General features: G+C 28.9%; 25 protein-coding genes. 23 read left to right on the top strand and 2 right to left on the bottom strand.

What is annotated here, in order from left to right; translation table 11 throughout:
- Positions 1-8: 8 nt before the first annotated feature.
- Positions 9-635 (top strand): DUF4145 domain-containing protein, encoded by a 627-nt coding sequence (locus tag LB076_RS09950; protein WP_066333651.1) that lies wholly within the window; start codon positions 9-11, stop codon positions 633-635.
- Positions 636-1,282: 647 nt separating this feature from the next.
- Here LB076_RS09950 and LB076_RS13880 read toward each other — a convergent pair.
- Positions 1,283-1,429 (bottom strand): hypothetical protein, encoded by a 147-nt coding sequence (locus LB076_RS13880; protein ID WP_157776681.1) that lies wholly within the window; start codon positions 1,427-1,429, stop codon positions 1,283-1,285.
- Between the two features lie 48 nt (positions 1,430-1,477).
- Here LB076_RS13880 and LB076_RS09955 point away from each other — a divergent pair, with 48 nt between their 5' ends.
- The 4 genes from LB076_RS09955 to LB076_RS09970 all read left to right on the top strand — a co-directional run bounded on the left by LB076_RS09955 (position 1,478) and on the right by LB076_RS09970 (position 4,821).
- A complete protein-coding gene (locus tag LB076_RS09955) occupies positions 1,478-1,723 on the top strand; it encodes a type II toxin-antitoxin system ParD family antitoxin (protein WP_066335192.1) in 246 nt (81 codons plus the stop codon).
- On the top strand, positions 1,723-2,022 hold the full coding sequence (locus tag LB076_RS09960) for a type II toxin-antitoxin system RelE/ParE family toxin (protein ID WP_066335188.1): 300 nt from the start codon (positions 1,723-1,725) through the stop codon (positions 2,020-2,022). Before LB076_RS09955 ends, LB076_RS09960 begins: the two co-directional genes overlap by 1 nt.
- 185 nt (positions 2,023-2,207) lie before the next feature.
- Positions 2,208-3,035, top strand: coding sequence for a DUF2971 domain-containing protein (locus LB076_RS09965; protein ID WP_066335187.1), 828 nt, complete (start codon positions 2,208-2,210; stop codon positions 3,033-3,035).
- A gap of 1,483 nt (positions 3,036-4,518) precedes the next feature.
- Positions 4,519-4,821 carry a Bor family protein gene (locus tag LB076_RS09970; RefSeq protein ID WP_198402042.1) on the top strand — a complete coding sequence of 101 codons (303 nt, stop codon included), beginning with the start codon at positions 4,519-4,521 and terminating at the stop codon, positions 4,819-4,821.
- Between the two features lie 1,023 nt (positions 4,822-5,844).
- Here the strand turns inward: LB076_RS09970 and LB076_RS09980 are convergent.
- Positions 5,845-6,165, bottom strand: a complete 321-nt coding sequence (locus tag LB076_RS09980) for a hypothetical protein (RefSeq protein ID WP_070786776.1) — start codon at positions 6,163-6,165, stop codon at positions 5,845-5,847.
- A 197-nt stretch (positions 6,166-6,362) separates the two neighbouring features.
- Here LB076_RS09980 and LB076_RS09985 point away from each other — a divergent pair, with 197 nt between their 5' ends.
- The 18 genes from LB076_RS09985 (at position 6,363) to LB076_RS10065 (ending at position 25,268) form a co-directional block, all read left to right on the top strand.
- Positions 6,363-6,941 carry a hypothetical protein gene (locus LB076_RS09985; RefSeq protein ID WP_070786777.1) on the top strand — a complete coding sequence of 193 codons (579 nt, stop codon included), beginning with the start codon at positions 6,363-6,365 and terminating at the stop codon, positions 6,939-6,941.
- Positions 6,938-7,096: a hypothetical protein gene (locus LB076_RS13885; RefSeq protein ID WP_157776680.1), complete on the top strand. Its 159-nt coding sequence runs from the start codon at positions 6,938-6,940 to the stop codon at positions 7,094-7,096. The genes LB076_RS09985 and LB076_RS13885 overlap by 4 nt, the downstream gene beginning before the upstream one ends.
- 215 nt (positions 7,097-7,311) lie before the next feature.
- Positions 7,312-8,190 (top strand): hypothetical protein, encoded by an 879-nt coding sequence (locus LB076_RS09990; RefSeq protein ID WP_066336578.1) that lies wholly within the window; start codon positions 7,312-7,314, stop codon positions 8,188-8,190.
- Between the two features lie 1,987 nt (positions 8,191-10,177).
- Positions 10,178-11,065: a hypothetical protein gene (locus LB076_RS14070; RefSeq protein ID WP_066334585.1), complete on the top strand. Its 888-nt coding sequence runs from the start codon at positions 10,178-10,180 to the stop codon at positions 11,063-11,065.
- On the top strand, positions 11,065-11,754 hold the full coding sequence (locus LB076_RS10000; protein ID WP_066334583.1) for a hypothetical protein: 690 nt from the start codon (positions 11,065-11,067) through the stop codon (positions 11,752-11,754). Before LB076_RS14070 ends, LB076_RS10000 begins: the two co-directional genes overlap by 1 nt.
- A gap of 781 nt (positions 11,755-12,535) precedes the next feature.
- Entirely contained in the window at positions 12,536-12,958 is a 423-nt protein-coding gene (locus LB076_RS10005; protein ID WP_066337148.1) for a hypothetical protein, read from the top strand.
- Positions 12,959-13,121: 163 nt separating this feature from the next.
- Entirely contained in the window at positions 13,122-14,372 is a 1,251-nt protein-coding gene (locus LB076_RS10010; protein WP_141672850.1) for an amidohydrolase family protein, read from the top strand.
- Positions 14,373-14,542: 170 nt separating this feature from the next.
- Entirely contained in the window at positions 14,543-15,250 is a 708-nt protein-coding gene (locus LB076_RS10015; protein WP_066337142.1) for a hypothetical protein, read from the top strand.
- Between the two features lie 203 nt (positions 15,251-15,453).
- The gene (locus LB076_RS10020; RefSeq protein WP_157776682.1) at positions 15,454-16,038 is read left to right on the top strand and encodes a Panacea domain-containing protein; all 585 of its coding nucleotides are present in this window, start codon (positions 15,454-15,456) and stop codon (positions 16,036-16,038) included.
- Positions 16,031-16,564 carry a hypothetical protein gene (locus LB076_RS10025; protein WP_066337141.1) on the top strand — a complete coding sequence of 178 codons (534 nt, stop codon included), beginning with the start codon at positions 16,031-16,033 and terminating at the stop codon, positions 16,562-16,564. The genes LB076_RS10020 and LB076_RS10025 overlap by 8 nt, the downstream gene beginning before the upstream one ends.
- Positions 16,565-16,710: 146 nt before the next feature.
- The gene (locus tag LB076_RS10030) at positions 16,711-17,433 is read left to right on the top strand and encodes a hypothetical protein (RefSeq protein ID WP_070786804.1); all 723 of its coding nucleotides are present in this window, start codon (positions 16,711-16,713) and stop codon (positions 17,431-17,433) included.
- Positions 17,434-18,194: 761 nt separating this feature from the next.
- Positions 18,195-18,443 (top strand): hypothetical protein, encoded by a 249-nt coding sequence (locus tag LB076_RS10035; protein ID WP_070786778.1) that lies wholly within the window; start codon positions 18,195-18,197, stop codon positions 18,441-18,443.
- A gap of 47 nt (positions 18,444-18,490) precedes the next feature.
- Positions 18,491-18,892, top strand: coding sequence for a DUF4288 domain-containing protein (locus LB076_RS10040; protein WP_066335167.1), 402 nt, complete (start codon positions 18,491-18,493; stop codon positions 18,890-18,892).
- Positions 18,893-19,095: 203 nt separating this feature from the next.
- Entirely contained in the window at positions 19,096-19,407 is a 312-nt protein-coding gene (locus LB076_RS10045) for a transposase (RefSeq protein WP_066337192.1), read from the top strand.
- Positions 19,408-19,433: 26 nt separating this feature from the next.
- Positions 19,434-20,303, top strand: a complete 870-nt coding sequence (locus LB076_RS10050; protein WP_255308385.1) for an IS3 family transposase — start codon at positions 19,434-19,436, stop codon at positions 20,301-20,303.
- Positions 20,304-21,051: 748 nt separating this feature from the next.
- Positions 21,052-23,208: an NACHT domain-containing protein gene (locus LB076_RS10055; protein ID WP_066336444.1), complete on the top strand. Its 2,157-nt coding sequence runs from the start codon at positions 21,052-21,054 to the stop codon at positions 23,206-23,208.
- Positions 23,208-24,095: a nucleotidyltransferase family protein gene (locus LB076_RS10060; RefSeq protein ID WP_078055305.1), complete on the top strand. Its 888-nt coding sequence runs from the start codon at positions 23,208-23,210 to the stop codon at positions 24,093-24,095. Before LB076_RS10055 ends, LB076_RS10060 begins: the two co-directional genes overlap by 1 nt.
- Positions 24,096-24,260: 165 nt before the next feature.
- A complete protein-coding gene (locus LB076_RS10065) occupies positions 24,261-25,268 on the top strand; it encodes a PDDEXK family nuclease (protein WP_066336447.1) in 1,008 nt (335 codons plus the stop codon).
- Positions 25,269-26,031: the final 763 nt, after the last annotated feature.

The raw sequence follows: 26,031 nt of genomic DNA on the forward strand, positions 1-26,031 counted from the left end.
TTACAATTATGAAATATATAAAACCTGTTGTTTATGGAAATTCATTTTCTTGTCCGCATTGTGGTGCAATTGCAAAACAAGACTGGTGGCATTGCAATTGGAATGGTTCACAATATCCAGAAAATTCTTCTAATCCGTTGAAAGTAGCGAATTGTCAGCATTGTAATGATAACTCTGTTTGGATTGAAAATAAAATGTATTTCCCTGATTTAGGAAATTCACCCTTCCCTAATCCCGAAATGCCAGATTCAGTGTTAAAACTATATACTGAAGCTTCGGGTATATGTTCTAAATCTCCAAGAGGTGCCTCAGCGTTATTACGTTTATCAATTCAAGTTTTATGCAAAGAACTTGGTGAAGATGGTAAAAACATAAATACCGACATTGGGAACCTTGTAAAAAAAGGACTTCCAGTCATAGTCCAACAATCACTTGACATCGTTCGAGTGACAGGAAATGACGCTGTTCATCCTGGACAAATTGATACAGACAATCCATCAACGGTTGGACAACTTTTTGACTTGATTAATATTATCGTTGAATATATGATAGCTTTACCGAAAAAAGTTAACGGTATTTACAATGCGCTTCCAGCTGACAAAGTTAAAGGAATAAATAATAGAGACGGAAAGTAAAAAAACTGGTGCTAACCGCTGTTTTGATATAGCTGGAATTTAGTGGAATTATCGTTCCGCATCAAGTTTCCGTTAAGCCGAAAATTGAGCGGTTACGAACTTCCAGCCATCTCAAAGCAGCATAACGTTATGGGCTAGTTTTGCCCATTTTGCGCAGATAAAGCCGTTTTTATAAGAAAAAACTGTTTATAATTTTAAGGTTTAGAGTTCTAAATTCTTTAAAAAAGCTCAAAAAAAATGGATTCTTAAAATCTAAAAAAACAGGTTTTGTTGTTTAAAGAGTATTACTAAAAAACTGAAAATAATCCAAAACAAAATAATGACTTAAAACAGCGTGATTTGTGGTTTTCAGAGTGATTTTTTTAAACAAGAAAATCCCCAAGTTGAAGCGCAAACGGCATTTTATCAGCGTGACGTAAAAAATTAAATGAGTGTAATTTGTTCCTTACAAAGTGATTATCCAAATAAGAAAAATCTCGGATTTAAATCTTAAAAAAAATCAATAAGGAAAATTAAAAAGCTGAAATAGAGTGATTTGTTTTTTAAAGAGTGAGTATCTAAATAAAAAAAATCTCGTATTTAAAGCCAAAAAATGTTTGCGTTTTTAGGTTTGGGGAGAAAAAACCAGCCCATAACAATCGTCTTAACTAATTTGCAGATTCTGTGGAATTACCGTTTTTAATTGTATATTCGTTATGAAGAAAAACATCCGTATCCAAAGCCTGCAAACTAGTTAAGGCGGGAACGTTAGGCATCACTTTGGCACGACGCATGGAAAAACAGAAATAAATCATATTTTTTTTAATACCATTAATTGGTATATTTGTATAAAATTGAAAATTATGGCCCGAAATACATCAATTCTAATTGGAGAATATTATGAGAATTTCATAAACAGACAAATTGCTACAGGAAAATATAATTCTGTAAGCGAAGTTGTCAGAACTGCATTGAGACATTTTGAAGAAGAAGAAATTCAAAAAAAATCTTTGATTATCGAATTAGAAATTGGAGAAAAAAGCCGAAAAATTAAAAATTTTGACAGAAAAGAAAACTTAGATATGCTGAATAATAACTTCCAAAAATAATGGCGGAATATATAATCAGTGAAAAAGCTCTTGAAGATTTAAATAATATTTGGATTTACACTGCCGAAAATTGGTCTGTTGAACAAGCAAACAGATATTACAACTTAATTGTTGATGAAATAGAATATGTATCAGGAAATTTTGAGGTAACTAAAGATTTCGACAATATTAGAAAAAATTATAAATTTTCAAAAGTTAAATCTCATTTGGTGTTTTATAAGAAAACAGAAAATACAGAAATGGAAGTCGTGAGAATTTTACACGAAAGAATGGACTTAAAAAATAGAATTAACGATTAAAAAAGAAAAGCGAATGCCTAACAGCCATTTTGAGCTAGCTGGAATTTAGTGGAATTACCGTTTCGCATCAAGTTTTCGTTAAGCAGAAAATTGAGAGATTACGAACTTCCAGCCATCTCAAACTGGCGAAACGTTAGTGGCAACTCAAAAAAAAAAGCAGAATTCACCTATAAAAAAACTTGCTGATGATGAATGAAGGATATGAATTTGACTCTAAATATTTTATAGAATGGAACAGAGAGTTAAAACAATGGGATTATTTAGAAAATGGTGAATTAATACCCGAAACAACTGAAACACTATACAAATATCTGTCGTGGAATGAAAAGACGATTGCATCTTTAATAGGGAATTATTTATGGTTAAGTAATCCTGTGCATTTTAATGATCCTTTTGATTGTAACAGAAGTATGATATTTAACTATAATTTCTCTGATGAAGAGCGTTTAAAAAAAAGAAACTATTTTGATGACATTGGAATAATATCATTCACAGAAAATAAATTCTGTCCTTTAATGTGGGCTCACTATACAGGAAATTATAATGGAATTGTATTAAAATTCAAAGCAAAAGAGTTTAATAAATTCAAAAATGAAAATCAATTTAACCAAATAAAATTGCGAAAAGTATTGTATCCAGAACAATTTAAATTATTCCCATTAGGACATACTTTTTCAAAAGAGTTAATGCTTTTCATTAAATCAAAAAACTGGAATTATGAAAAAGAATGGCGATTAGTAGCGGACTTAAAACAACCATACAATAGATTCTTGAGATTTGATCCTCTATCTTTAGAAGAAATTTATATTGGTCATAATCTTTTTGAAAATCTAAATAGCAGTGCTATTCAAATTTTGACTCAAATTAGAGATTCTTTTTATCCTAAAACTAAATTAATAAGAATATTTCCGGATAGTAAAGTTTTTGGAAAAATCGTATTCCGTGATTGGGACAAAGAAATGGACAAAAATTCAAGAGGAAATGAGCAGCCACTAACAGCCATTTTGATATAGCTGGAATTTAGTGGAATTATCGTTCCGCATCAAGTTTTCGTTAAGCTGAAAATTGAGCGGTTACGAACTTCCAGCCATCTCAAACTGGCAAAACGTTATGGGCTAGTTTTGCCCATTTTGCGCAGATAAAGCCGTTTTTATAAGAAAAAACTGTTTATAATTTTAAGGTTTAGAGTTCTAAATTCTTTAAAAAAGCTCAAAAAAAATGGATTCTTAAAATCTAAAAAAACAGGTTTTGTTGTTTAAAGAGTATTACTAAAAAACTGAAAATAATCCAAAACAAAATAATGACTTAAAACAGCGTGATTTGTGGTTTTCAGAGTGATTTTTTTAAACAAGAAAATCCCCAAGTTGAAGCGCAAACGGCATTTTATCAGCGTGACGTAAAAAATTAAATGAGTGTAATTTGTTCCTTACAAAGTGATTATCCAAATAAGAAAAATCTCGGATTTAAATCTTAAAAAAAATCAATAAGGAAAATTAAAAAGCTGAAATAGAGTGATTTGTTTTTTAAAGAGTGAGTATCTAAATAAAAAAAATCTCGTATTTAAAGCCAAAAAATGTTTGCGTTTTTAGGTTTGGGGAGAAAAAACCAGCCCATAACAATCGTCTTAACTAATTTGCAGATTCTGTGGAATTACCGTTTTTAATTGTATATTCGTTATGAAGAAAAACATCCGTATCCAAAGCCTGCAAACTAGTTAAGGCGGGAACGTTATGGGCTAGTTTTGCCCATTTTGCGCAGATAAAGCCGTTTTTATAAGAAAAAACTGTTTATAATTTTAAGGTTTAGAGTTCTTAATTCCTAAAAAAACGCAAAAAAATGGATTCTTAAAATCAAAAAAAAAAAGATTTTGTTGTTTAAAGAATATTATTTCCAACCTGAAAATAATTCAAAACAAAATAATGACATAAAACAGCGTGATTTGCGGTTTACAGAGTGATTTTTCAAACAAGAAAATCCCAAAAGTTGAAGCGCAAACGGCATTTTACCCACTTGACGAAAAATTAAATGAGTGTAATTTGTGTTTTACAAAGTGATTTTACAAATAAGAAAAATCTCGGATTTAAATCTTAAAACAGGATTTTACCAGCGTTACGTGAAAAATTAAAAAAGAGTGATTTGTTCTTTAGAAAGTGAAAATCTAAATAAAAAAATCTCGAATTTAAAGCCAAAAAATATTTGCGTTTTTAGGTTTGTGAAGAAAAAAACAGCCCATAACAATCGTCTTAACTAATTTGCAGATTCTGTGGAATTACCGTTTTTAATTGTATATTCGTTATGAAGAAAAACATCCGTATCCAAAGCCTGCAAACTAGTTAAGGCGGGAACGTTGTCGGACAGTTACAAAAAACTGAAGTAAATTGAAAATCAAATATTTAAATCAAGAAAAATCAAAATGAAAATTCGGAAAAGCATAGAAACCGAACAGAAAAATAATGCTTAAATAAAACTCAAAGTGGGTAAACAATAATTTTTTAAATGAAAAGAATGAAAAGAACATTCAAAGTTTTGTCGATTGCTTTTGCAATGTCAATTATGTTAACGTCTTGTTTTTCTTACACAAGCGTAGTTGGAAAAGGTGCACAAGGTAGCACCGAAGTTACTAAATGGAATCATTATGTAATTGGTGGATTAGCACCAGTTGGAGTTTCAGATTCTAAAGAAATGGCTGGTGGAGCAACAGATTACACTGTATTTACGAGACAGAGTTTTGTAAATGGGTTAATTGCTGCATTGACATTCAGTATTTATACTCCTACTACAACAACTGTAACAAAATAACAGAACTAAAAGCGGTAATAGTAAAATATTACCGCTTAATTTTAAAGAAAATGAAAAAAATTTTATTTTACGGCTCTATAATTATCCTAATATATTTGATTTACATTGTAATAAATATTTTCACTTATCACTATGAAAATCTTAATAACTATGGAAATGGATTCTTAATTGGGAAAATATTATTGATATTAATTTTTGGATTTGTAATTTACAAAACAAATCCGTTTAAGGAAAAAACAAAATATTAGAAATTCAAAAAAATAACCGCTCCGACAACAGCGGTTTTAAGAAATTGGGGTTTTTGGACTTAATTTAAAGTTTGTTTTGTACTTTTTTTTTTCGATGTTTAATCGAAAGTTTTGGACTTACAAATCCCCAACTTCTTAAAGCCGCGAAACGTTATGGGCTAGTTTTGCCCATTTTGCGCAGATAAAGTCGTTTTTATAAGAAAAAACTGTCTATAATTTTAAGGTTTAGAGTTCTTAATTCTTAAAAAAACGCAATAAAATGGATTCTTAAAAGCCAAAAAAAAGGTTCTATTGTTTAAAGAGTATATTTCTAACCTGAAAATAATTCAAAACAAAATAATGACATAAAACAGCGTGATTTGTGATTTACAGAGTGATTTTTCAAACAATAAAATCCCCAAGTTGAAGCGCAAATGGCATTTTACCAGCTTGACGAAAAAAATTAAATGAGTGTTATTTGTATTTTACAAAGTGATTATCCAAATAAGAAAAATCTCGGATTTAAATCTTAAAACAAGATTTTATCAGCGTTACGTGAAAAATTAAAAAAGTGTGATTTGTTCTTTACAAAATGATAATCTAAATAAAAAAATATTGAATTTAAAACCAAAAAATATTTGCGTTTTTAGGTTTGTGAAGAAAAAACCAGCCCATAACAATCGTCTTAACTAATTTGCAGATTCTGTGGAATTATCGTTTTTAATTGTATATTCGTTATGAAGAAAAACACCCGTATCCAAAGCCTGCAAACTAGTTAAGGCGGGAACGTTAGTAGCTATGCGGTTGGAACGTATAAACTAGCGTCTTCGTTATTTGCTTCCCAGTAGAAAATTTCCCAATATCCAAATAAAGAATAACCCATATCTCTATATAATTTTCTGTATAGCTCTGAATTTTTATCGTAACCTAATTCTGTAAGTAACGGCAGCAAATCATTTAAACTCATTTTTTCAGTCAATTTGTTGACTGTAGCATTTTCTTTCCATCTTAAAACACCATTATCAGTTAAGATAATTTCGTGATTATGGTGTGTTTCTACATCAAGAATTTCTCTATAAGTTTCATCAGTAATTTCATTTCTATTTATTGTCTTCATTTTTATGTTTTTTAGTTAATTATTAATTGTTAAGAAAAAGCACAGCTACTAACACACGGTTGTAGTTATTGTTTTATTTAGTGGAATTACCGTTTTTTAAGTCATTCACGTTTAGCCGAAAAGTTCCGTTTTCATAAGAAAACAACAACTACAACCGCGATAACGTTACCTGCAATTTTACCGAAAAACCGACTAAAATGAATATTTTAATTTTTTCAATCTTTCTAAATATTATAATTTTAGCTGTTATGTATTTATCATCAAAAGAGAAAACTAATAGCTTTAAAATAATAACATATTTTGGAATTTTTATCGGAATTACTTCTTTAAGTTTTAATTTTTTATTTAAATCTTGTTTCGGTGCATCAACACCAATTGACATCAAAACAGAAAATTTAACCAAACAGAACTTAAAAATATATGGAATTGCATTTTTCGAAGATTACGGAAATGGAACCGGAAATTATGTGGAATATAATGCTGAATTAAAACCTAACGAAATTTCAGAATTTTGTATTGATAGCGATGGAGGAAAATTTTGGGTTGTTGCTAAAAATACAGAAAATGAAATAGTTTACCTTGAAGAAACAGAAAATAAGAAAACAAATTTTAAAATAATTGCAAACCAAAACACCAAATGCAATGAAAGTGAAATCGCAAAAGAATTGACTTTTAAAAAAGACAAAAGTGTGGAATTTGAAAAGTATTTAGTTTGGACAAACGTAATTTTAATAATTTTGCTAGTGTTGAATTGTTGCAAAAAGCCTGAAAAATGAAAAAAGTAAAGACAATTTTAATCGCAATCTTAATTATAGGCTTTGTATGTTTTGCAATTTTAAAAGTTAACCAATTTATTGAAATAGATAAATGCTTAGATAATGGAAATAAGTGGAATTATTCTGCTAACAAATGTGAATGTGAAAATAAATAAAAAGTACAAACTAAAAAAAAACGATTTTAAAATAGAATATTAACAAAGAAAAAACTGCAGGTAACACACGCTACAAGCAATTTGGGGATTTGGCATAATGGAAAAATCGGTTTGTATTTGGAAGATTTGGCAAATCCGAAAGATAACGCTTCCTTAATCCCAAACTGCTTGTAGCGCGAGAACGTTAGCAGTAATAGCACGTAAAAAAGGAAATTATGGACTTTAAAGAATATTTAAACAGCTTATCTCCTGAAGAAATTCAGCGAATGAACGAACAGCAAATTAAAGAAAATGATGAAATTTACGAAGATTTTAAAAATGCTTATCGAAAAGAATGTTGTTCTTTATGCGGAAATAAACTAGATTATTTTAATAAAATAGAAAAATGCTTTCACTGGTTCCTTTTACCTACAGGAATTAGAAAAAAAGACTTTGACAATTACTTAAACGAACCTATTGGATATTTTGCTTTAGAAAGTTATTTCCGATGGATTTCGAACCTTGAAAATCCATTAGTAAATATCAATGATTTAAATGACGAGATTTCAGATACTAAAATAAAAGAAATAACGATTAAATATAAAAATATTGAGTGGTCATTAAATTTTGGAATAACTGATTTAAATGGTCATTTAGATTCTAAAAATGCTAATTTTCCACATTTTCATTTACAGATGTTAGTAGATAATAAGCCATATATTATGTTTAATAATTATCATATTCCTTTTTCCAAACAAGATTTATTTAATCTTAAATTATTGAATGAAGATAAAGGTTTAGTTGATTTTAGAAATGATCACGGAGAAGGAATGTCTTTTATTGAATCTCCTGAAAACCTTGCAGAACTAGATAAAATTCTAAAACTTTCACAAGATGAAAACACAGCTCCTTTTCATACAACATCAATGATTCAAATGCCTGAAGGCAAAACAATGTCGGGAGAAATGTTACAAAAAATACTTACTGAAAGCAATGAAACAAAAACATTAATAAGGCATTTAGTTCCTCAATATTTTCCCGAGGCTAAAATTGTTACTCAAGTTTCACCGGGAAAAAGTGTTCCTGAAATGAAGAAAAGGACGAAAAGAAAATAGCTACTACTGCTAACAGCCGTTTGGCAAGATTGCGAATTTTGTGGTAAATTCACGTTTACGTTTCGTAAGAAATTTTATCTTAGCCGAAAATACTCGGTTACGAAGTTCGCAACCTCGCCAAGCGGCGGAACGTTATGTGGCATAGCTCCAAAAATTCGTTTTTAAAATAGAAAATTAACGTTTTTAAGCATATATATTTTAAAAGTAATGTAAGTCAAAACCTCCCTCCTTTTCTCTTAGAAACGGCTTTTTATCGCCGAAAAATCGGGCGAATTAGTATAATTTTTTACCAAATAATATTTAAGGAAAATAAAGTATAAAAGGAATAAATGTTGCAATTTAAAACCGAAAAAATCAATCAAAATAAGTTGCATAAAAGAGAGTGACCAGAAATTTAAGCCCAAAAACGAAAAAGGTTAAACGGAATTGAAACGGATTTTTTTTGCGACGTCAAAAGTGTGTAATGATATTTTCATAGTGTTTATTTTACAAAATAAAATCTTTAATTTTATAAGAAAAACTACTCAATAATGTATTTTTTAAATGGAAAATGTTTCTCTTTTTAAAGAGAATTCCCGCCAAAAAAAGCAAGATAGAAGTATTTTGTGGCTATTGCTACGCCACATAACACACGTCTCAAGCAATTTGCAGATTCTGTGGAATTACCGTTTTTAATTGTATATTCGTAATGAAGAAAATAATCGCATCCAAAAGCTGCAAACTGCATGAGGCGCGAGGACGTTATGTGGCATAGCTCCAAAAATTCGTTTTTAAAATAGAAAATTAACGTTTTTAAGCATATATTTTTTAAAAGTAATGTAAGTCAAAACTCCCCTCCTTTTCTCTTAGAAACGGCTTTTTATTGCCGAAAAATAGGGCGAATTAGTATAATTTTTTACCAAATAATATTTAAGGAAAATAAAGTATAAAAGGAATAAATGTTGCAATTTAAAACCGAAAAAATCAATCAAAATAAGTTGCATAAAAGAGAGTGAACAGAAATTTAAGCCCAAAAGCGAAAAAGGTTAAACGGAATTGAAACGGATTTTTTTTGCGACTTCAAAAGTGTGTAATGGTATTTTCAGAGTGTTTATTTTACAAAAGAAAATCTTTAATTTTATAAGAAAAACCACTCAATAATGTATTTTTTAAATGGAAAATGTTTCTGTTTTTAAAGAGAATTCCCGCCAAAAAAAGCAAGATAAGAAGTACTTTGTGGCTATTGCTACGCCACATAACACACGTCTCAAGCAATTTGCAGATTCGGTGGAATTACCGTTTTTAATTGTATATTCGTAATGAAGAAAATAACCGTATCCAAAAGCTGCAAACTGCATGAGGCGCGAGGACGTTATGTGGCATAGCTCCAAAAATTCGTTTTTAAAATAGAAAATTAACGTTTTTAAGCATATATTTTTTAAAAGTAATGTAAGTCAAAACTCCCCTCCTTTTCTCTTAGAAACGGCTTTTTATCGCCGAAAAATCGGGCGAATTAGCATAATTTTTCACCAAATAATATTTAAGGAAAATAAAGTATAAAAGGAATAAATGTTGCGATTTAAAACCGAAAAAATCAATCAAAATAAATTGCATAAAAGAGAGTGACCAGAAATTTAAGCCCAAAAGAGAAAAAGGTTAGACGGAATTGAAACGGATTTTTTTTGCGACTTCAAAAGTGTATAATGATATTTTCAGAGTGTTTATTTTATAAAAGACAATCTTTAATTTTATAAGAAAAACTACTCAATAATGTGTTTTTTAAATGGAAAATGTTTCTGTTTTAAAGAGAATTCCAGCAAATAAAAACAAGATAGAAGTACTTTGTGGCTATTGCTACGCCACATAACACACGTCTCAAGCAATTTGCAGATTCTGTGGAATTGCCGTTTTTAATTGTATATTCGTTACGCAGAAAATAATCGCATCCAAAAGTTGCAAACTGCATGAGGCGCGAAGACGTTAGCAAATATTATACAAGACCACGAAAATGAGACATTTAAAAATTCTAATTCTACTATTACTAAACCTAAGTTTACAAGCACAAAATTACTGTGTAAATTTTACAGACTTTGTTAACGATTTCTCAGACTCAAAGTTTCCTATCGAGCTAAAAAAATTGCTAAAAGAATCTGATGCCGACTATCTAACAGCTTGGAATCATTTGAAACGTGGAGGTCTTGATTTTGAGACTAGAACGAATCCTGAATTATTAAAAAAATTACGTGTTGACCTCGACAATACAAAATATGGACTTCAAGAAATTTTTGAAGCAGATACAGAAGAAATTCTCATTTGGAAACAACTTAAAGACGACCCTTTTTACAATGGCGAACTTATAAAGGAAACCACAGACCCAAAGCTATTAAAATGGAAAGACCGAGAATTCTTTAAAGCTGTAACTAAAAAAGGAGATGATTTTGAAATAGCAATGCTTAACAAAGTTAAAGCTAGAACTGGTCCAGAATACGAAAAACTGAAAGAACTAATACCCGATATTGACCAAAGAAAATTAGTAAGTCAAATGCAATTTTGTTTGCCAGGTTTTTTACCACCTTGTAATGCTAAAGGCGAATTTTTTATTGCCGACCAAGTTTGGATTAAGTACGATGAATTTGATGAGATTGAAAACATGATTGTCGTAGACGCTAAACTAAGTGAAGGAACAGCACTTACTAGCGGACAAACTACTGCTAAAAACCAAGCAGGAAAAGGAAGTTTAGCGTTTAAACCCCAAAAAGCAAAAACAGTTGATGAAACTACAAGCCTTGACTTACCCGATGAAATAAACCAAGGAACTCTTATTGAAATCAAGAGTTTTTATAAACTATTTGGAGATGGAAATGATACATTTAAAAGCGTGAAAAAGTTAAATTAATGACAATAGATAAAAAGATATTACAGACAAAAATATTAGAGAAATTAAAAGATAATTATCAATCCAAAATAATAGATAGTGACTACATAACCTTTAAAATCAATAAAAACAGCATCGATATTGAGTTTAGCTTTAGAATACAATTTCATAATCGTATTTCGTTCGAAGGTTTTAAGATATGTTTAATTGAAATTGAAGACAAAATTTATCCTTTAATATTAAAAGAATTAAACAATTTTTATAGCAAGTATTTTGGGATTTCTTTTATGAGATTCTATAAACCTGAAATTGAGTTTTCTTTATATGAAATTAACAATGAAGAAGATATCAATATATATATAAACCAAGTTATACAATGTTTAAAATACCACGAAAAAGAAGTTTTCCCAAAATTATTAGACATTAATTTTTTAGCTGAATATGTAGGTTCTGTTCCATTTGAACGGCAAACTGAAATTCCTGTTGGAGGTAATTTTCCTGTCTTTTTGTTTAAAAAACTCGCAATTCTAAAATGGGGAAATCAAGAAGAGAGATATTTAGAATATAAAACAAATACAGAAAAATTAATTAAAAGTTATTCTATTAAAAAACCTGAAAAATATAAACCCTCATTTAAAATTGGGTTTGAAAATTTGATTAATCATTTAGAAAACGAACTTAATCCATTAAAGAAAAATAACATTTGCTAACAGCGGTTTGCATAAATGGCGAGTTATGTGGTAAAATCACTTTTATCTTTCGCAAGAACTTTTATCTTAGCCGAAAATAATCGGTCACGAAGTTCGCCACTTCTGCAAGCCGCGACACGTTATGTGGCATAGCTCCGAAAATTCGTTTTTAAAATAGAAAATTAACGTTTTTAAGCATCTATTTTTTAAAAGTAATGTAAGTCAAAACTCCTCTCCTATTCTCTTAGAAACGGCTTTTTATTGCCGAAAATCGGGCGAATTAGTATAATTTTTCACTAAATAATATTTAAGGAAAATAAAGTATAAAAGGAATAAATGTTGCAATTTAAAACCGAAAAAATCAATCAAAATAAGTTGTATAAAAGAGAGTGACCAGAAATTTAAGCCCAAAAGAGAAAAAGGTTAGACGGAATTGAAACGGATTTTTTTTGCGACGTCAAAAGTGTGTAATGATATTTTCAGAGTGTTTATTTTATAAAAAATAATCTTTAATTTTATAAGAAAAACTACTCAATAATGTATTTTTTAAATGGAAAATGTTTCTCTTTTTAAAGAGAATTCCCGCCAAAAAAAGCAAGATAGAAGTACTTTGTGGCTATTGCTACGCCACATAACACACGTCTCAAGCAATTTGCAGATTCTGTGGAATTACCGTTTTTAATTGTATATTCGTAAAGAATAAAATAATCGCATCCAAAAGCTGCAAACTGCATGAGGCGCGAGGACGTTGTGCGTCACTTTCGAGCGACGGAAAACAGAAAATTAAATTAAACTAATCGTTTTGAAAAAAGAAGAATTAGAAAAAATTATAAAAAAAATTGAAACTGAAAATTCGACAGAAAAGGCATTTTTTGGAATTCACAGTTTAGAAGCAGGAGACGAATTATTTATAAGAGCAAATAAGGGTGGGTTAGAATTGTTTGCTGCACAACTTCTCAAAGCATCAAAAAAAGCTGAAGAAATTATTGAGCAAACTGAACAAAGTATAATAACATTTGATCCGAAAGAAAAGTGGATAACTGGTGATATTTGGATTGCATATATTGAACCTAAACCAGAAGACAGAATTGATATAATAGAAAAAACATATGTTCGAAATTGGAAAGATAAAGTTTTAGAATATACAATTTTTATAATTTTAGGTTTAATAGTTTTGATATTTATCGCTGGAATAAAAGCAGTTTTTAATTGGTTTATATATTAATAAAAAAAAAGCGAACGCACAACAGCTGTTTTGATATAGCTGGAATTTAGTGGAATTACCGTTTCGCATCAAGTTTTCGTTAAGCAGAAAATTGAGCGGTTACGAACTTCCAGCCATCTCAAAGCAGCAAAACGTTGGTGGCAAGTGTAAAAAAAAATATCGTATGAAAAACAAAATATTGATTTTAATAAATTTATTTGCAATAGTTCAATTATTTGGACAAAGAACCGTTGTTAAAAACGTAAATATTATTCCCATAAATCAAAATACAATCTTAAAGAATAAAAGTATTTTAATTGAGAATGGTAAAATTATTGAGATTAAAGATTTTAAAAAATTGAATCTTGATAAAACAGAAAAAATAATAAACGCCAAAAATAAATACTTAATGCCTGGGCTTGCAGATATGCACGTTCACTTACACGAAAAGAAATCTTTAGATACTCTATTATTACTAAATATTTCAGCAGGCGTTACTCAAATAAGAGTTATGAATTCTGATGTAAATCAAGCCGAATTAAAAAATAGTTTGAATCAAAAAATCAAACCTACAATACATTTTAGTTATATTTTCAGCAAACAAAATTCTACAAACCAGATTGACAGCATATTTAATGATGTAGGGAAAAACAATTTAGATTTTATAAAATTATTTTCTGTTAAAGACGAAAATACATTTGATGAATTAATGATGCGTGCAAATCAAGAAAAGAAAATCGTTTGCGGACACTATCCATCTAGCGTTTCGATGAGTAAGGTTTTAAAATCAGGTTTTAAAAGTATTGAACACTTATCTGCTTATCCTAGTGATGAAAACATTAATAATTTAGATGAAAATATAAAATTAACTAAAGAAAATAAAGTTTATAATTGCCCAACATTTGATTATTTTATTACTGTTTTTAACTATCAATATCCTTATGGATATAAAACCAGATTAACGTATCAAAAAGCTCCAAAATCTTATATAGACAAATGGGAAAAAGATTTGAAAGCAAAAATTAAAAAAGTAGGGGAGCAAAAATTTTTAGAATTTGGTGAAAATTACAAGGCAAAATTTGAAAAACAAAAAATAGTTTTTACAAAATTATATAAAAACGAATGTTTGTTGCTTGTTGGAAGTGATCCATCGGGTTTGTTTCAAATGAGTGGATTTTCAATGCATGATGAAATGTTATTTTGGTCAAAGTTAGGAATTGATAATTATACTATTTTAAAATCTGCAACCTTAATTCCTGCTCAATTCTTCGATGAACAAAATGAATGGGGAAGCATCGAAGTTGATAAAGTTGCAGATTTAATAATTTTAAATAAAAATCCACTTGAGGATATTAGAAATCTATCAACAGTAGAAACTATAATTAAACAAGGAAAGGTATATAATCAAAAGGAGCTATTAAATACACTAAAATAACACCAGCCACCAACAGCCATTTTGAGCTAGCTGGGATTTAGTGGAATTATCGTTTCGCATACAAGTTCTCGTTTAGCCGAAAAATGAGCGGTTACGAACCTCCAGCCATCTCAAACTGGCGAAACGTTAGGCGTCAGTTGACCGCAAAACTGAAAAAAAACTAAAATGATATGATAGAAAGTTTACCTGATTTTATTTCTATAAGTTTTGCAATTATTACAATTGTAACTCTATATTTTTTTTACGATATATTGAAAAAACCTAATTCAGAAAATATTCGAAATAAATCAAATTTAATTTTATTTGGGTTATTTATTTGGCTAATAATCCAGGGAATTTTAACTTTAAAAAATATTTATAATTCCGACGGTAATTCAATTCCACCTAAAATTTTAATTTTTGGAATTGCTCCACCTATTTTTACAATTATGTTACTTTTTATCACAAAGAATGGAAGAGATTTTATTGACTCTTTAGATTTGGCAAAAATAACCTATTTAAATATAGTAAGAATTCCTGTCGAAATAGTCCTATTTTATTTATCTGTATATAATCTTATTCCTGAGCTTATGACTTTTGAAGGGAGAAATTATGACATATTAGCAGGGATTTCAGCTCCGTTCATTGCTTATTATGGAATTAAAACCCAAAAATTAAGTCGAAATGGAATTTTAATTTGGAATTTTATTTGTCTCGGTCTTTTAATTAATATAATTATAAATGCATTACTATCTACTCCTTCCCCGTTTCAAAAATTTGCATTTGAGCATCCAAATATTGCAATATTAAATTTTCCATTCAGTTGGCTACCAACTTTTATAGTTCCTATTATTATATTTGGCCATTTAGTATCAATAAGAAAACTAACTAAAAAATAAAAATCTTAAATAATAATAAATAAACAACCGAACGCCTAACACACGTTTGTGGCTATTGCGGAATTTGGTGGAATTATCGTTTTTAAATTGTATTTTCGTTTAACCAAAAAAACTCGTCTTTGAAGTCCGCAACAGCCACAAGCGTGGGAACGTTACAGGATATTGTACCAAAACTGTGCGTTAAAAAACAACTCAACAGAAAAATGGAATATTTAATTATAGCAGTTTTGCTAATTGCCTTATTTTTAGTAGCTTTGCGGAAACTTAATAATCAAATGGAAACTTTACTAAATAGAATGTCAAACTTCGTTATACTTTACTGTCAGAATATGGGAGTAAGTGTAAACCCTTTAAAGTTGCAAAAACTTCTTTATTACATTCAATCTTGGCATATTACGAAGTTTGAAAAAGATATTCTATTTGAAACTATGCCAGAAGCTTGGGTAAACGGGCCAGTATACAGACCTATATATGACAAATACAAAGCAAATTTCTTTAGAAATGTAAATTTTCCTAACACATTAGATGAAGAAGAGTTAACTAAACAAGTAGCAAGTAGTTTGCAAAATTTGAATTTAAGTGAAGAAAAACAAGATTTATTATTTTCAGTGTTAAATGCTTACGGTGTTATGAGTGATGAAAGACTTGTTTTAATGACACATAGTGAGGAACCGTGGAACGAAGCAAGAAAAGGGTTATCTCCAATTGAAAGGTCTGAAAATAAAATATCAGCAGATACAATATTTAATTATTACAATAGAAGAATAGCTGAAAGAACTAATGCTTAATGAACTACAGCAACAAATCAAAGACTTAACTGAATTTGATGAAATCGATTTAAAAGTTAAGCACGGAGATGAGATATTTCCTATAATAGAAAAATCTACCCTTTTTATTTCTTATGATTACCTACTAAACGACGACTCAGAATACTCATTTTTAAATGAAGAGTTTTATCAAAAAAATAGTGAGTTTCACAATAACCGAACTGATTATCAAATCTATTTTGAAAAAGTAAAAACCATTTGCTCTACAAAATTTAACACTGTAAGTAAAGATACTTTCAATTTTAAAGTTGTTTCACTAAATAAAAATCTAAAAGAGATTTTAAAGAGTGTTTATGATGTTAGTGGACTAAAAGCGGAACAAACTCCAACTTTTATAGAAATAATACTTTACACAAATAAAAAATCAAATAGAGCACCAAGAGTTTTTGGTTTTATTGGTAATGCGAACGTTATTTATATACTTTTTTATGACCCCTTTCATAAAATATTTGACGCAACAACACCGAAAAACAACAACATCCTGTAACACACGCTACAAGCAAGTTGGGCAACAGTGTTCAATTTAGAATTTGTTTTGTGACGGCAAAAAACAGTAATAAACAGAAAAATAAATAATTTTAACCCCAACCTGCGTGTAGCGCGGGAACGTTGGTAGCAATTAAACATAAAACAATGGAAATAAGCACTTTATCTGGACTCTTAATTGGAATTTTTGGAATTGTTTTGTCAATTATTTTTTACTTAAAAGGTTCGAGAAAGAAAAATCCTGCTTTTGAAATTTCTGGTCTAAATATCATATCCGAAAGTATAAACAACAAAGTAAATGATATAAAAATAATTTATAAAGACAGTGAAATTAAAAACCTTACAGTTACTAAAGTAGCTATTTGGAATGCAGGCAATGATACTATATGGGAAAAAGATATTCCTAACTCGAATAAATTTAGAATAAACCTAAGCCGAATTAATACAATATATGAAAGTGAAATAATTTTAAAAGATAAAGATTCAACTTTAGAATTACATAAAATTGATAATTCTATAATTTGCAACTTTAACTTTTTAGAAGCTAACTCAGGTTTTATTATAAAAATAATACATTCTGGAATTAATTCGGACTCTATAAGTGTTATGGGAAAAGTTATTGGTGGCGGAGAAATGAAAAGAATAAATGATTTTGGGCGTAAGTCAGAAAAAAGAGAAAAAGAATTTTGGAAATATATAGGAATTGGATTTTTCTCTATTTTTGGGTACTTCTCTTTTATTTCAACAATGCCATTTTTTTTGAAAATTATGGTTCTATTCACTTGTGGATTAATGTTAACACTTGTAATCACACAAATATTTCAAAAGAAAGTTCCAAACAGATTAAAAGAAAAGTTCTATCAAGATTAACTGCTACCAACAGCCGTTTGGCAAGATTGGGGCTTTAGTGGAATTAACGGTTTTTATCATATCTTCGTTTAGTCGAAAATACACGGTTTAAAAATCCCCAACCTCGCCAAGCGACGGGACGTTGTAGGCAAGTTGCGCCCAAATCGCGCATAATTAACCTTTTAATTAAGAAAAAACTGTTTATAATTTTAAAGTTTAGGGTTCTTAATTCCTAAAAAAACGCAAAAAACTGGATTCTTAAAAGCCAAAAAAAAACATTTTGTTGTTTAAAGAATATAACTAAAAAACAGAAAATAATCCAAAACAAAATAATGACATAAAACAGCGTGATTTGCGGTTTACAGAGTGATTTTTCAAGCAATAAAATTCCCAAGTTGAAGCGCAAACGGCATTTTATCACCGTAACGTAAAAAATTAAATGAGTGTGATTTGTGTTTTACAAAGTGATTATCCAAATAAGAAAAACCTCGGGTTTAAATCTTAAAAAAATCAATAAGGAAAATTAAAAAGCTGAAATAGAGTGATTTGTTTTTTAAAGAGTGAGAATCTAAATAAAAAAATCTCGAATTTAAAGTAGGAATTTGTTTGTGTTTTTAGGTTTATGAAGAAAACAACCAGCCTACAACAATCGCCTTAACTAATTTGCAGATTCTGTGGAATTATCGTTTTTAATTGTATATTCGTTATGAAGAAAAACATCCGTATCCAAAGCCTGCAAACTAGTTAAGGCGGGAACGACGTTAGCAGTAATACGCCAAAAAATGGAGAAAAACACATTAATTAAATTAAAAACTTTTCACGGAACTTTAAAACCGACAAATAAAGTAAAAATTGGGGAAAATTATTGGAGATTAATTGGTGAAAAAGGCATAGTAGTTGAAATTGCTGATTTCAATCCGGAGAAAATTTTGGTAATATTTGAAAAAAATCTTGATGATTTTGATTTAGTAAACCATAATCCAATTAAGAATTCTTTATATATCGATAAAAAAGATCTGGACTTATATTAATTTGCTAGCAGTAATGCGTTCGTAGAATCAGAAATTTAACGATCAAAATGAAAGAAATTGAGAAAATATCTAACGAAAAAGGAAATTGGTTTATTGTAGAAATTATTGAAAAACGTGAACCTGTTGAACGTAAAAAAGATAATGATTTACGCCGAGTTGTCACTTGGGGAAATTTTCATTTAATAAAAGCTGAAAATCCAAAGCTAGCCTATGAAAAAGCGGTTAAAATTGGAAAAGATGCAGAAATTAAATTTACTAACTCCGACAATATTGAAATGGAATATACTTTTGTTGGAATTGCAGATTTAATTCCAATCTATGACGATAATATTGAAGATGGATGCGAAATAATGTGGACAGATTATGGATCGATAAGTAATCAAAAAGCTGAAAAATTCGCACGTACTGAAAAAGAAATTTTAGCAAATATTAAACTGAAAAACAAATAAGTACTACTGCTAACAGCCATTTAGCAATATTGCGATTTTTGTGGTAAATTCACATTTACGTTTCGCAAAAAGTTTTATCTTTAACGGAAAATAAACGGTCACGAAGTTCCCAACATCGCTAAGTGGCAAAACGTTATGGGCTATATTTTAGCCCCTTAATAGTTCGGAGTGATATTTTAAATTTCAAATAGTACATTTGAGATATGAAATACAAGAAATGGAGTTTAGAAGAAAAGCTAGAAATCCTATCCTTTTCAGAAGAATTAGGAGCCGTTGAAACCTGCCGTAAATACAGCCTTAGCACTGGCACTTTGTATAGCTGGAAGAAGAAACACGAGAAGCAGGGAGAAGCAGGTTTAAAAGTAACTTATGACACTAGTAGTAAAGAGCTAAAGCAAGCTGAGGAAGAAAACAGAATTCTACGCAAATTATTAGCTAACAAGGAAATCGAATTAGAAATCGGGCGTGAACTTTTAAAAAAAAAGTTTGGGACATCCGATCCAAGAAAGATTTAGTAGATAGTTTTTATAGTAAACATAAGATTAGTAAAACTAAAATTATTGCTATGGTAGGCATGGTTCAAAGTAGTTATTATAGAAGACCAAGCTCAGGTAAGAAAGGTATTAAACCTAGTGAATTTACCTTTAATAAACATCAAGGATATGTAAGTCAAGATACTGTTGTTGAATCTGTTAAAGATGTTTTAAGTAATGAGTTTATTGACTGCGGTTACCGTTTAATGACTTCCTATTTACAACGAGAGGGGTACTTAATTAATCCTAAAAAGTTGTATCGAATTATGAGAGAAGAGGGTTTGTTGAAACTAGAAAACCGAATAAACAGGAGTGGTTCTGGTCGTAAATTTGTAAAATATAGAAAAGTTAAAACCACTAAACCTTTTGAATGTTTAGAAATGGATATTAAGATGGTTTGGATCCCAAAGGTAGGTAAAAACGCTTATTTACTATCTATAATAGACGTTCATACTCGCAGAATATTAAAGGATTTTTTCTCTTTTTCTATAAAACAAAACAAAGTAATCGCTTTGCTTTCTGATTTATTTTTAGAATACCAATACCCTGAAAATGTTGTGATAAGAAGTGATAATGGAAGTCAATTTATTGCCAAAAGAGTTCGGGAATACCTTGGACTCATTGGAGTTCAGCAAGAATTTACCCATGTAGCAACACCAGAAGAAAATGCACATATTGAAGCCTATCATGGAATACTAAAAAAAGAAGTGTTCCAAAGAGTTGATTATAGAACTTTTGGAGAAATTGAACTAATACTAAAAAGATATGTGATTTTCTATAATAATACTAGGCTACATGGACTTTTAGGACGCATTACCCCAATAGAGAAATGGAACCAGGATAAGCATCTAATTTTGATGAAAAAATTAACCGCATAAATAATAATCGAAATTTACAATAATACTCTTGTTTTATAGGGGTCAAAACAGGCTAGTTTTGCCCATTTTGCGCAGATAAAGCCGTTTTTATAAGAAAAAACTGTTTATAATTTTAAGGTTTAGGGTTCTTAATTCCTAAAAAAGCGTAAAAAAACTGGATTCTTAAAAGCCAAAAAAAACATTTTGTTGTTTAAAGAATATATTTCTAACCTGAAAATAATCCAAAACAAAATAATGACATAAAACAGCGTGATTTGTAGTTTACAGAGTGATTTTTTAAAATAAGAAAACCCCCAAGTTGAAGCGCAAACGGCATTTTATCAGCTTTACGAAAAAATTAAATGAGTGTAATTTGTGTTTTACAAAGTGATTATTCAAATAAGAAAAATCTCGGATTTAAATCTTAAAACGGAATTTTATCAGCGTTACGGGAAAAATTAAAAAAGAGTGATTTATTCTTTACAAAGTGAGAATCTAAATAAAAAAATCTCGAATTTAAAGCAGAAATTTGTTTGTGTTTTTAGGTTTGTGAAGAAAAAACCAGCCCATAACAATCGTCTTAACTAATTTGCAGATTCTCTGGAATTACCGTTTTTAATTGTATATTCGTTACAGCGAAAGTAATCGTATCCAAAGCCTGCAAACTAGTTAAGGCGGGAACGTTAGGTGTTATTTTGAAGAAAAATCGTATTTACAAGAAAATTTTGTTCAAACATTAAGAATTAAATCAGAAAATAATAAACCTTTTATGACCGAAAAACTAAATTTAGTTGATAGATTATTTGAATCATATAACTATAAAATATCTAAGAATTCAACTAAAGAAGTTAGAATTTATACTTTACAATATGGAATGTATCACGCTGCCGAGATAATTTCCTTTGACGAAAATACAGACGTCTCTATATTTAAAAAAGAATTATCTGATTTGGGATATGCAACAGATATTAAAATAGTTAAAAACATAGAAGAAGTTGAAGAATATTTATTTGAAGGTTTTTTTATAAAAACTCCGTTAGGAAATGAATTAAAAAATAGATATAAAAATTTTGTACGTAAACAACTTTTAAATTTACCAGAAAAAAGCCACTATAAATATATTGATAGTGATTTTGATTTTATTATGCAGAATAAACTTGGAGAAGTTACGGAGGCAAAATCATACTCTTCAAAAGATAAAAGCATTATAACAAAAATAAACGAATTATTTACTGAAACTAAAGGTGCATTATTTATTATTATTGAAGCACCTGCGGGCTTTGGTAAAACTTGTACAGCAAATGAAATATTAAATAGCATAACAGTTGAAAATTCTAAGAAATTACCGTTTTTTACAGAACTTTCAAGAAATAGAGAAGCAAGAGTTTTTAAACATATACTTTTAAATGAAATTGACGACCAATTTCCAAATGGAATAAAACAAAATGTTGTACTTGAACAAATTTACAAAGGGAGAATTCCTTTAATAATTGATGGTTTTGATGAATTAATTACCAAAGATAGTAACAAAAAAGATGTTGAAAGTATGCTTTCAACAATAGTAGATTTACTTCAAAATGACGCAAAAATTGTAATCACTTCAAGAAAAACTGCAATTTTAAATAGTGAGGAATTTATAGAAACAATTAATTCTTCTATAGAAGATTTTTCATTAGCGAGATTTGAAATAAAAGAACCAACTATTGAAAATTGGTTACATTCAGAAAGAATGAAATTTATTGAAGATAATGGCTTTCCAATAAATCAAATTTCTAATCCTGTTCTTCTTTCATATTTAAGAAATATTCCATTGGAAAAATTAAAAGAATTTCTAACATCAAAAGAAAGTACTTTAATTGATAAATACTTTGATTATCTATTGACTAGAGAAAGGACTAGACAAAATTTAAAACTAGATAATCAAACACAGTTCAGAATCTTTAGAAAGTTAAATAGATTTATGTCTGAATATAACTTTACAGCAGAAACAAAAGAAACTATCAAAGACTTTATTAAGGATTACAATCCAAAAATATTACAAGAAAGTTTAAAAAAATATAAACCTGAAGAAAAACCATCCATAGAAGAATTAACTGAAACATTGTCTAATCACGTATTTTTAGATAGAAAATCAGATGGAAATGTTGGTTTTATTAATGATTTTATTTTTGGTTTTTTAATAAGCGAGAATTTAATCTTGAATAAATTTCAAGAACATTATAAAGATAATTTCACGAAAATTATCCCTCAAGATTTTGCTCAAAAATCAATTGAAGCATCAAGAATTCAAAGCAAAGAAAATAAAATAAAATTATGGACAGTTTATAACAATCATAATTTTGGTTATGATTCTGAATTTTATTTTGATTCTGATTATTTGTTAATGAATAAGATATCTCGTAATTATAATCAATTATTCTTGTCAGATAGAATTATAAAAGATTTAAAATTTGAAAAATATAATTTTGAAAACTGCGTTTTTGCAGGTGTAACTTTTGAAAATTGTATTTTTTCAATTACTTCTTTTCAAAAATCCTCTTTTCAAAATTGTAAATTTTACAATTGCAATTTACTAAACAAAACATCAATAATTTATGATGATTTTGGTATTTACGTTTGTCAAGATAATAATGATTTCATTAAGGATATTAATTCATTATATTCTAAAGATAATGATATAGATGAAGTTTTAGATAAAAAAGTATTAACAGAACAACAAGTATTACAACAATTTTTACAAGTAGATATTAAAAGACCTAAGCCAAGAAAATTTTCAGTTATTAAAATGCGTTTAAATGAATATTCTGACAGAGAGATTAATGCTGTAATTGATTCTCTAATTAGAAAAGAGTTTCTTCACTTCAAAGATGACGTTGGATTTATTACAAGAGAAGCAATGAACTATTTAAACCACAATAATAACTAATGAATAGAGATTTACAACTTATAGAAAAAGATATTTGTTCTAAAATATATGAAAGACTTGATAAAGTAGGTCTATTATATAGAACATTCAGTCGTGTTAAAGATAATAACTCTATAACTGAAAAAATTGAAAGAAAAAAGGAAGAAGGAAAACCATATTCAGTAAATGGAAAAAAAATACAAGATATTATTGGAATTAGAATTGTAACTTACTTTCACGATGATGTAAATCTAGTTAAAGAAATTCTTTCAAGTGTTTTTAAATTCATTGATGAAGAAATTGATGAAATAGAATTAACAGTATTTAAACCCAAAAGAACAAACATTATTTGCTCATTTGATGAAAAACAAAAGGAAATTTTTGAAGATATAATTAATGTAACTAACAGTGAAACACTCTGTTTGTCAGATAATACTTTTGAACTTCAGTTAAGAACTATACTATCTGAAGGTTGGCACGAAATTGATCATAGTTTAAGGTATAAAACTAAAGAAGAATGGTCTAAACATTCTGAAAAAGAACGATTACTAAATGGTATTTATGCAAATTTAGAAGTAAATGACTTAGCTATGAAATCATTATTTAGTGAGCTAGCTTATCAACACTTTAAAGAAAAAAATTGGGAAGCAATGCTCCGAAATAAATATAGACTGAAGTTTCAATTAAGTCCTTTAAAAGATGAATTAAGGCAATTGCTTAATGAAGATTCAAATCTAGCAAAACAATTATTAAAAGCAGATAGAAGTCTTATTTTGGACAAACTTTCAAAGATTGACATACCATTACCAATAAATTTTAATAATATTATTTTTTTCATAAATCAAGTTGAAATTAAAAATGAAAAAATAAGTGATTTAACACCGAGCTTCATAAAAAACAACACCTAACAGCCGTTTGTAGCAATTGGGGTTTTTGGCTTAATTTAAAGATAGTTTTGTATTTGGAAAATTTGTGTTTAATGGAGAAAACTCGCATCTTTATTCCCCAACTGCTACAAGCGCCAGAACGTTACCTGTAACCTTACCAGAAATAATCATATAACAAGAAAATAAATGGCAATATTCAATATTTCAAAAGATGGAATTTATGAAGTCAATGAAACTAGTTTTCATGCAAATGGAATACTTGAAAGAACTCATTTGCAAAATTATCTGAGAGATAAAATTCACATACTTTGTCCAAATACTTTAATTATTTCCGAAGAGTTTTCAGATTGGGATGAAAGTAGAAGAAGAATTGATTTGCTTGGAATTGATAAAGACGCAAATCTCATAGTAATCGAACTAAAAAGAACTGATACAGGAGATCATATGGAACTCCAAGCGTTACGATATGCATCAATGATTTCAACTTTGAATTTTGAAAAATGTGTTTCTATATATCAAAATTATATCGACAAAAGAGATTTCCAAACAAATGCAAAAGATGAATTGATGAATTTTTTGGAATGGGAAACTCCTTTAGAAAATGAATTTGCTTCAAATGTAAAAATAGTTCTTGCATCAAGAGACTTTTCAAAAGAACTAACGACTTCAGTTATGTGGTTAATAAGCAAAGGAATTGATATTACTTGCGTAAAATTAACTCCATATAATTTTAAAGATGATTTACTATTAGATATTAACCAAATTATTCCTCTTCCAGAAGCCGAAAGTTATCTAATTAAAATCAAAGAAAAAACAATCGAAAGACAGATTGCAATTCAGAATTCAAGAGATAATACTAAGTATTTGTTTAATGAAATGAAACTTGGAAAAGGGCGATTAGTTTATGAGGTTGTTAAAGCATACTTGAAAAGAAATCCAAACTCAACTTTTGAAGAATTATATAAAAAATTCCCTCCAAATATGCAAGGCTCAACAGGTGTTATAAATACTTTGGATCATATTAAAACTAAATATGAAAACGCTCCAAAAAAACGTCATTTTGTTGAAAATGATTATATTTTGATAAGTGGAGATAACATTCCATTCGCAGTTTCAACAGAATGGGGAATAGGAAATATTCACAATTTACTTGAATTAGCAAAAAAGGAAAATTTTCAGATAGAAGAAGTTTAAGAATATTAATCAAAAGGCTACAGGTAACAGCTAGTAAGCAATAGTCGGGAATTAGGCTTAATGGAAAAATGGTTTTGTATTTGGGAAATTTGTGATTATCCGAAAATAATTGCTTTATTTAGCCCGACCATCGCCTACTAGCGGGACGTTATGGGCTATTTTTGCCCATTTTGCGCAGATAAAGCCGTTTTTATAAGAAAAAACTGTTTATAATTTTAAGGTTTAGAGTTCTTAATTCCTAAAAAAACGCAAAAAAATGGATTCTTAAAATCAAAAAAAAAAAGATTTTGTTGTTTAAAGAATATTATTTCCAACCTGAAAATAATTCAAAACAAAATAATGACATAAAACAGCGTGATTTGCGGTTTACAGAGTGATTTTTCAAACAAGAAAATCCCAAAAGTTGAAGCGCAAACGGCATTTTACCCACTTGACGAAAAATTAAATGAGTGTAATTTGTGTTTTACAAAGTGATTTTACAAATAAGAAAAATCTCGGATTTAAATCTTAAAACAGGATTTTACCAGCGTTACGAGAAAAATTAAAAAAGAGTGATTTGTTCTTTAGAAAGTGAAAATCTAAATAAAAAAAATCTCGAATTTAAAGCCAAAAATATTTGCGTTTTTAGGTTTGTGAAGAAAAAACCAGCCCATAACAATCGTCTTAACTAATTTGCAGATTCTGTGGAATTACCGTTTTTAATTGTATATTGGTTATGAAGAAAAACATCCGAATCCAAAGCCTGCAAACTAGTTAAGGCGGG

Source organism: Flavobacterium crassostreae, assembly GCF_001831475.1.
GTDB classification, from domain to species: Bacteria; Bacteroidota; Bacteroidia; order Flavobacteriales; family Flavobacteriaceae; genus Flavobacterium; species Flavobacterium crassostreae.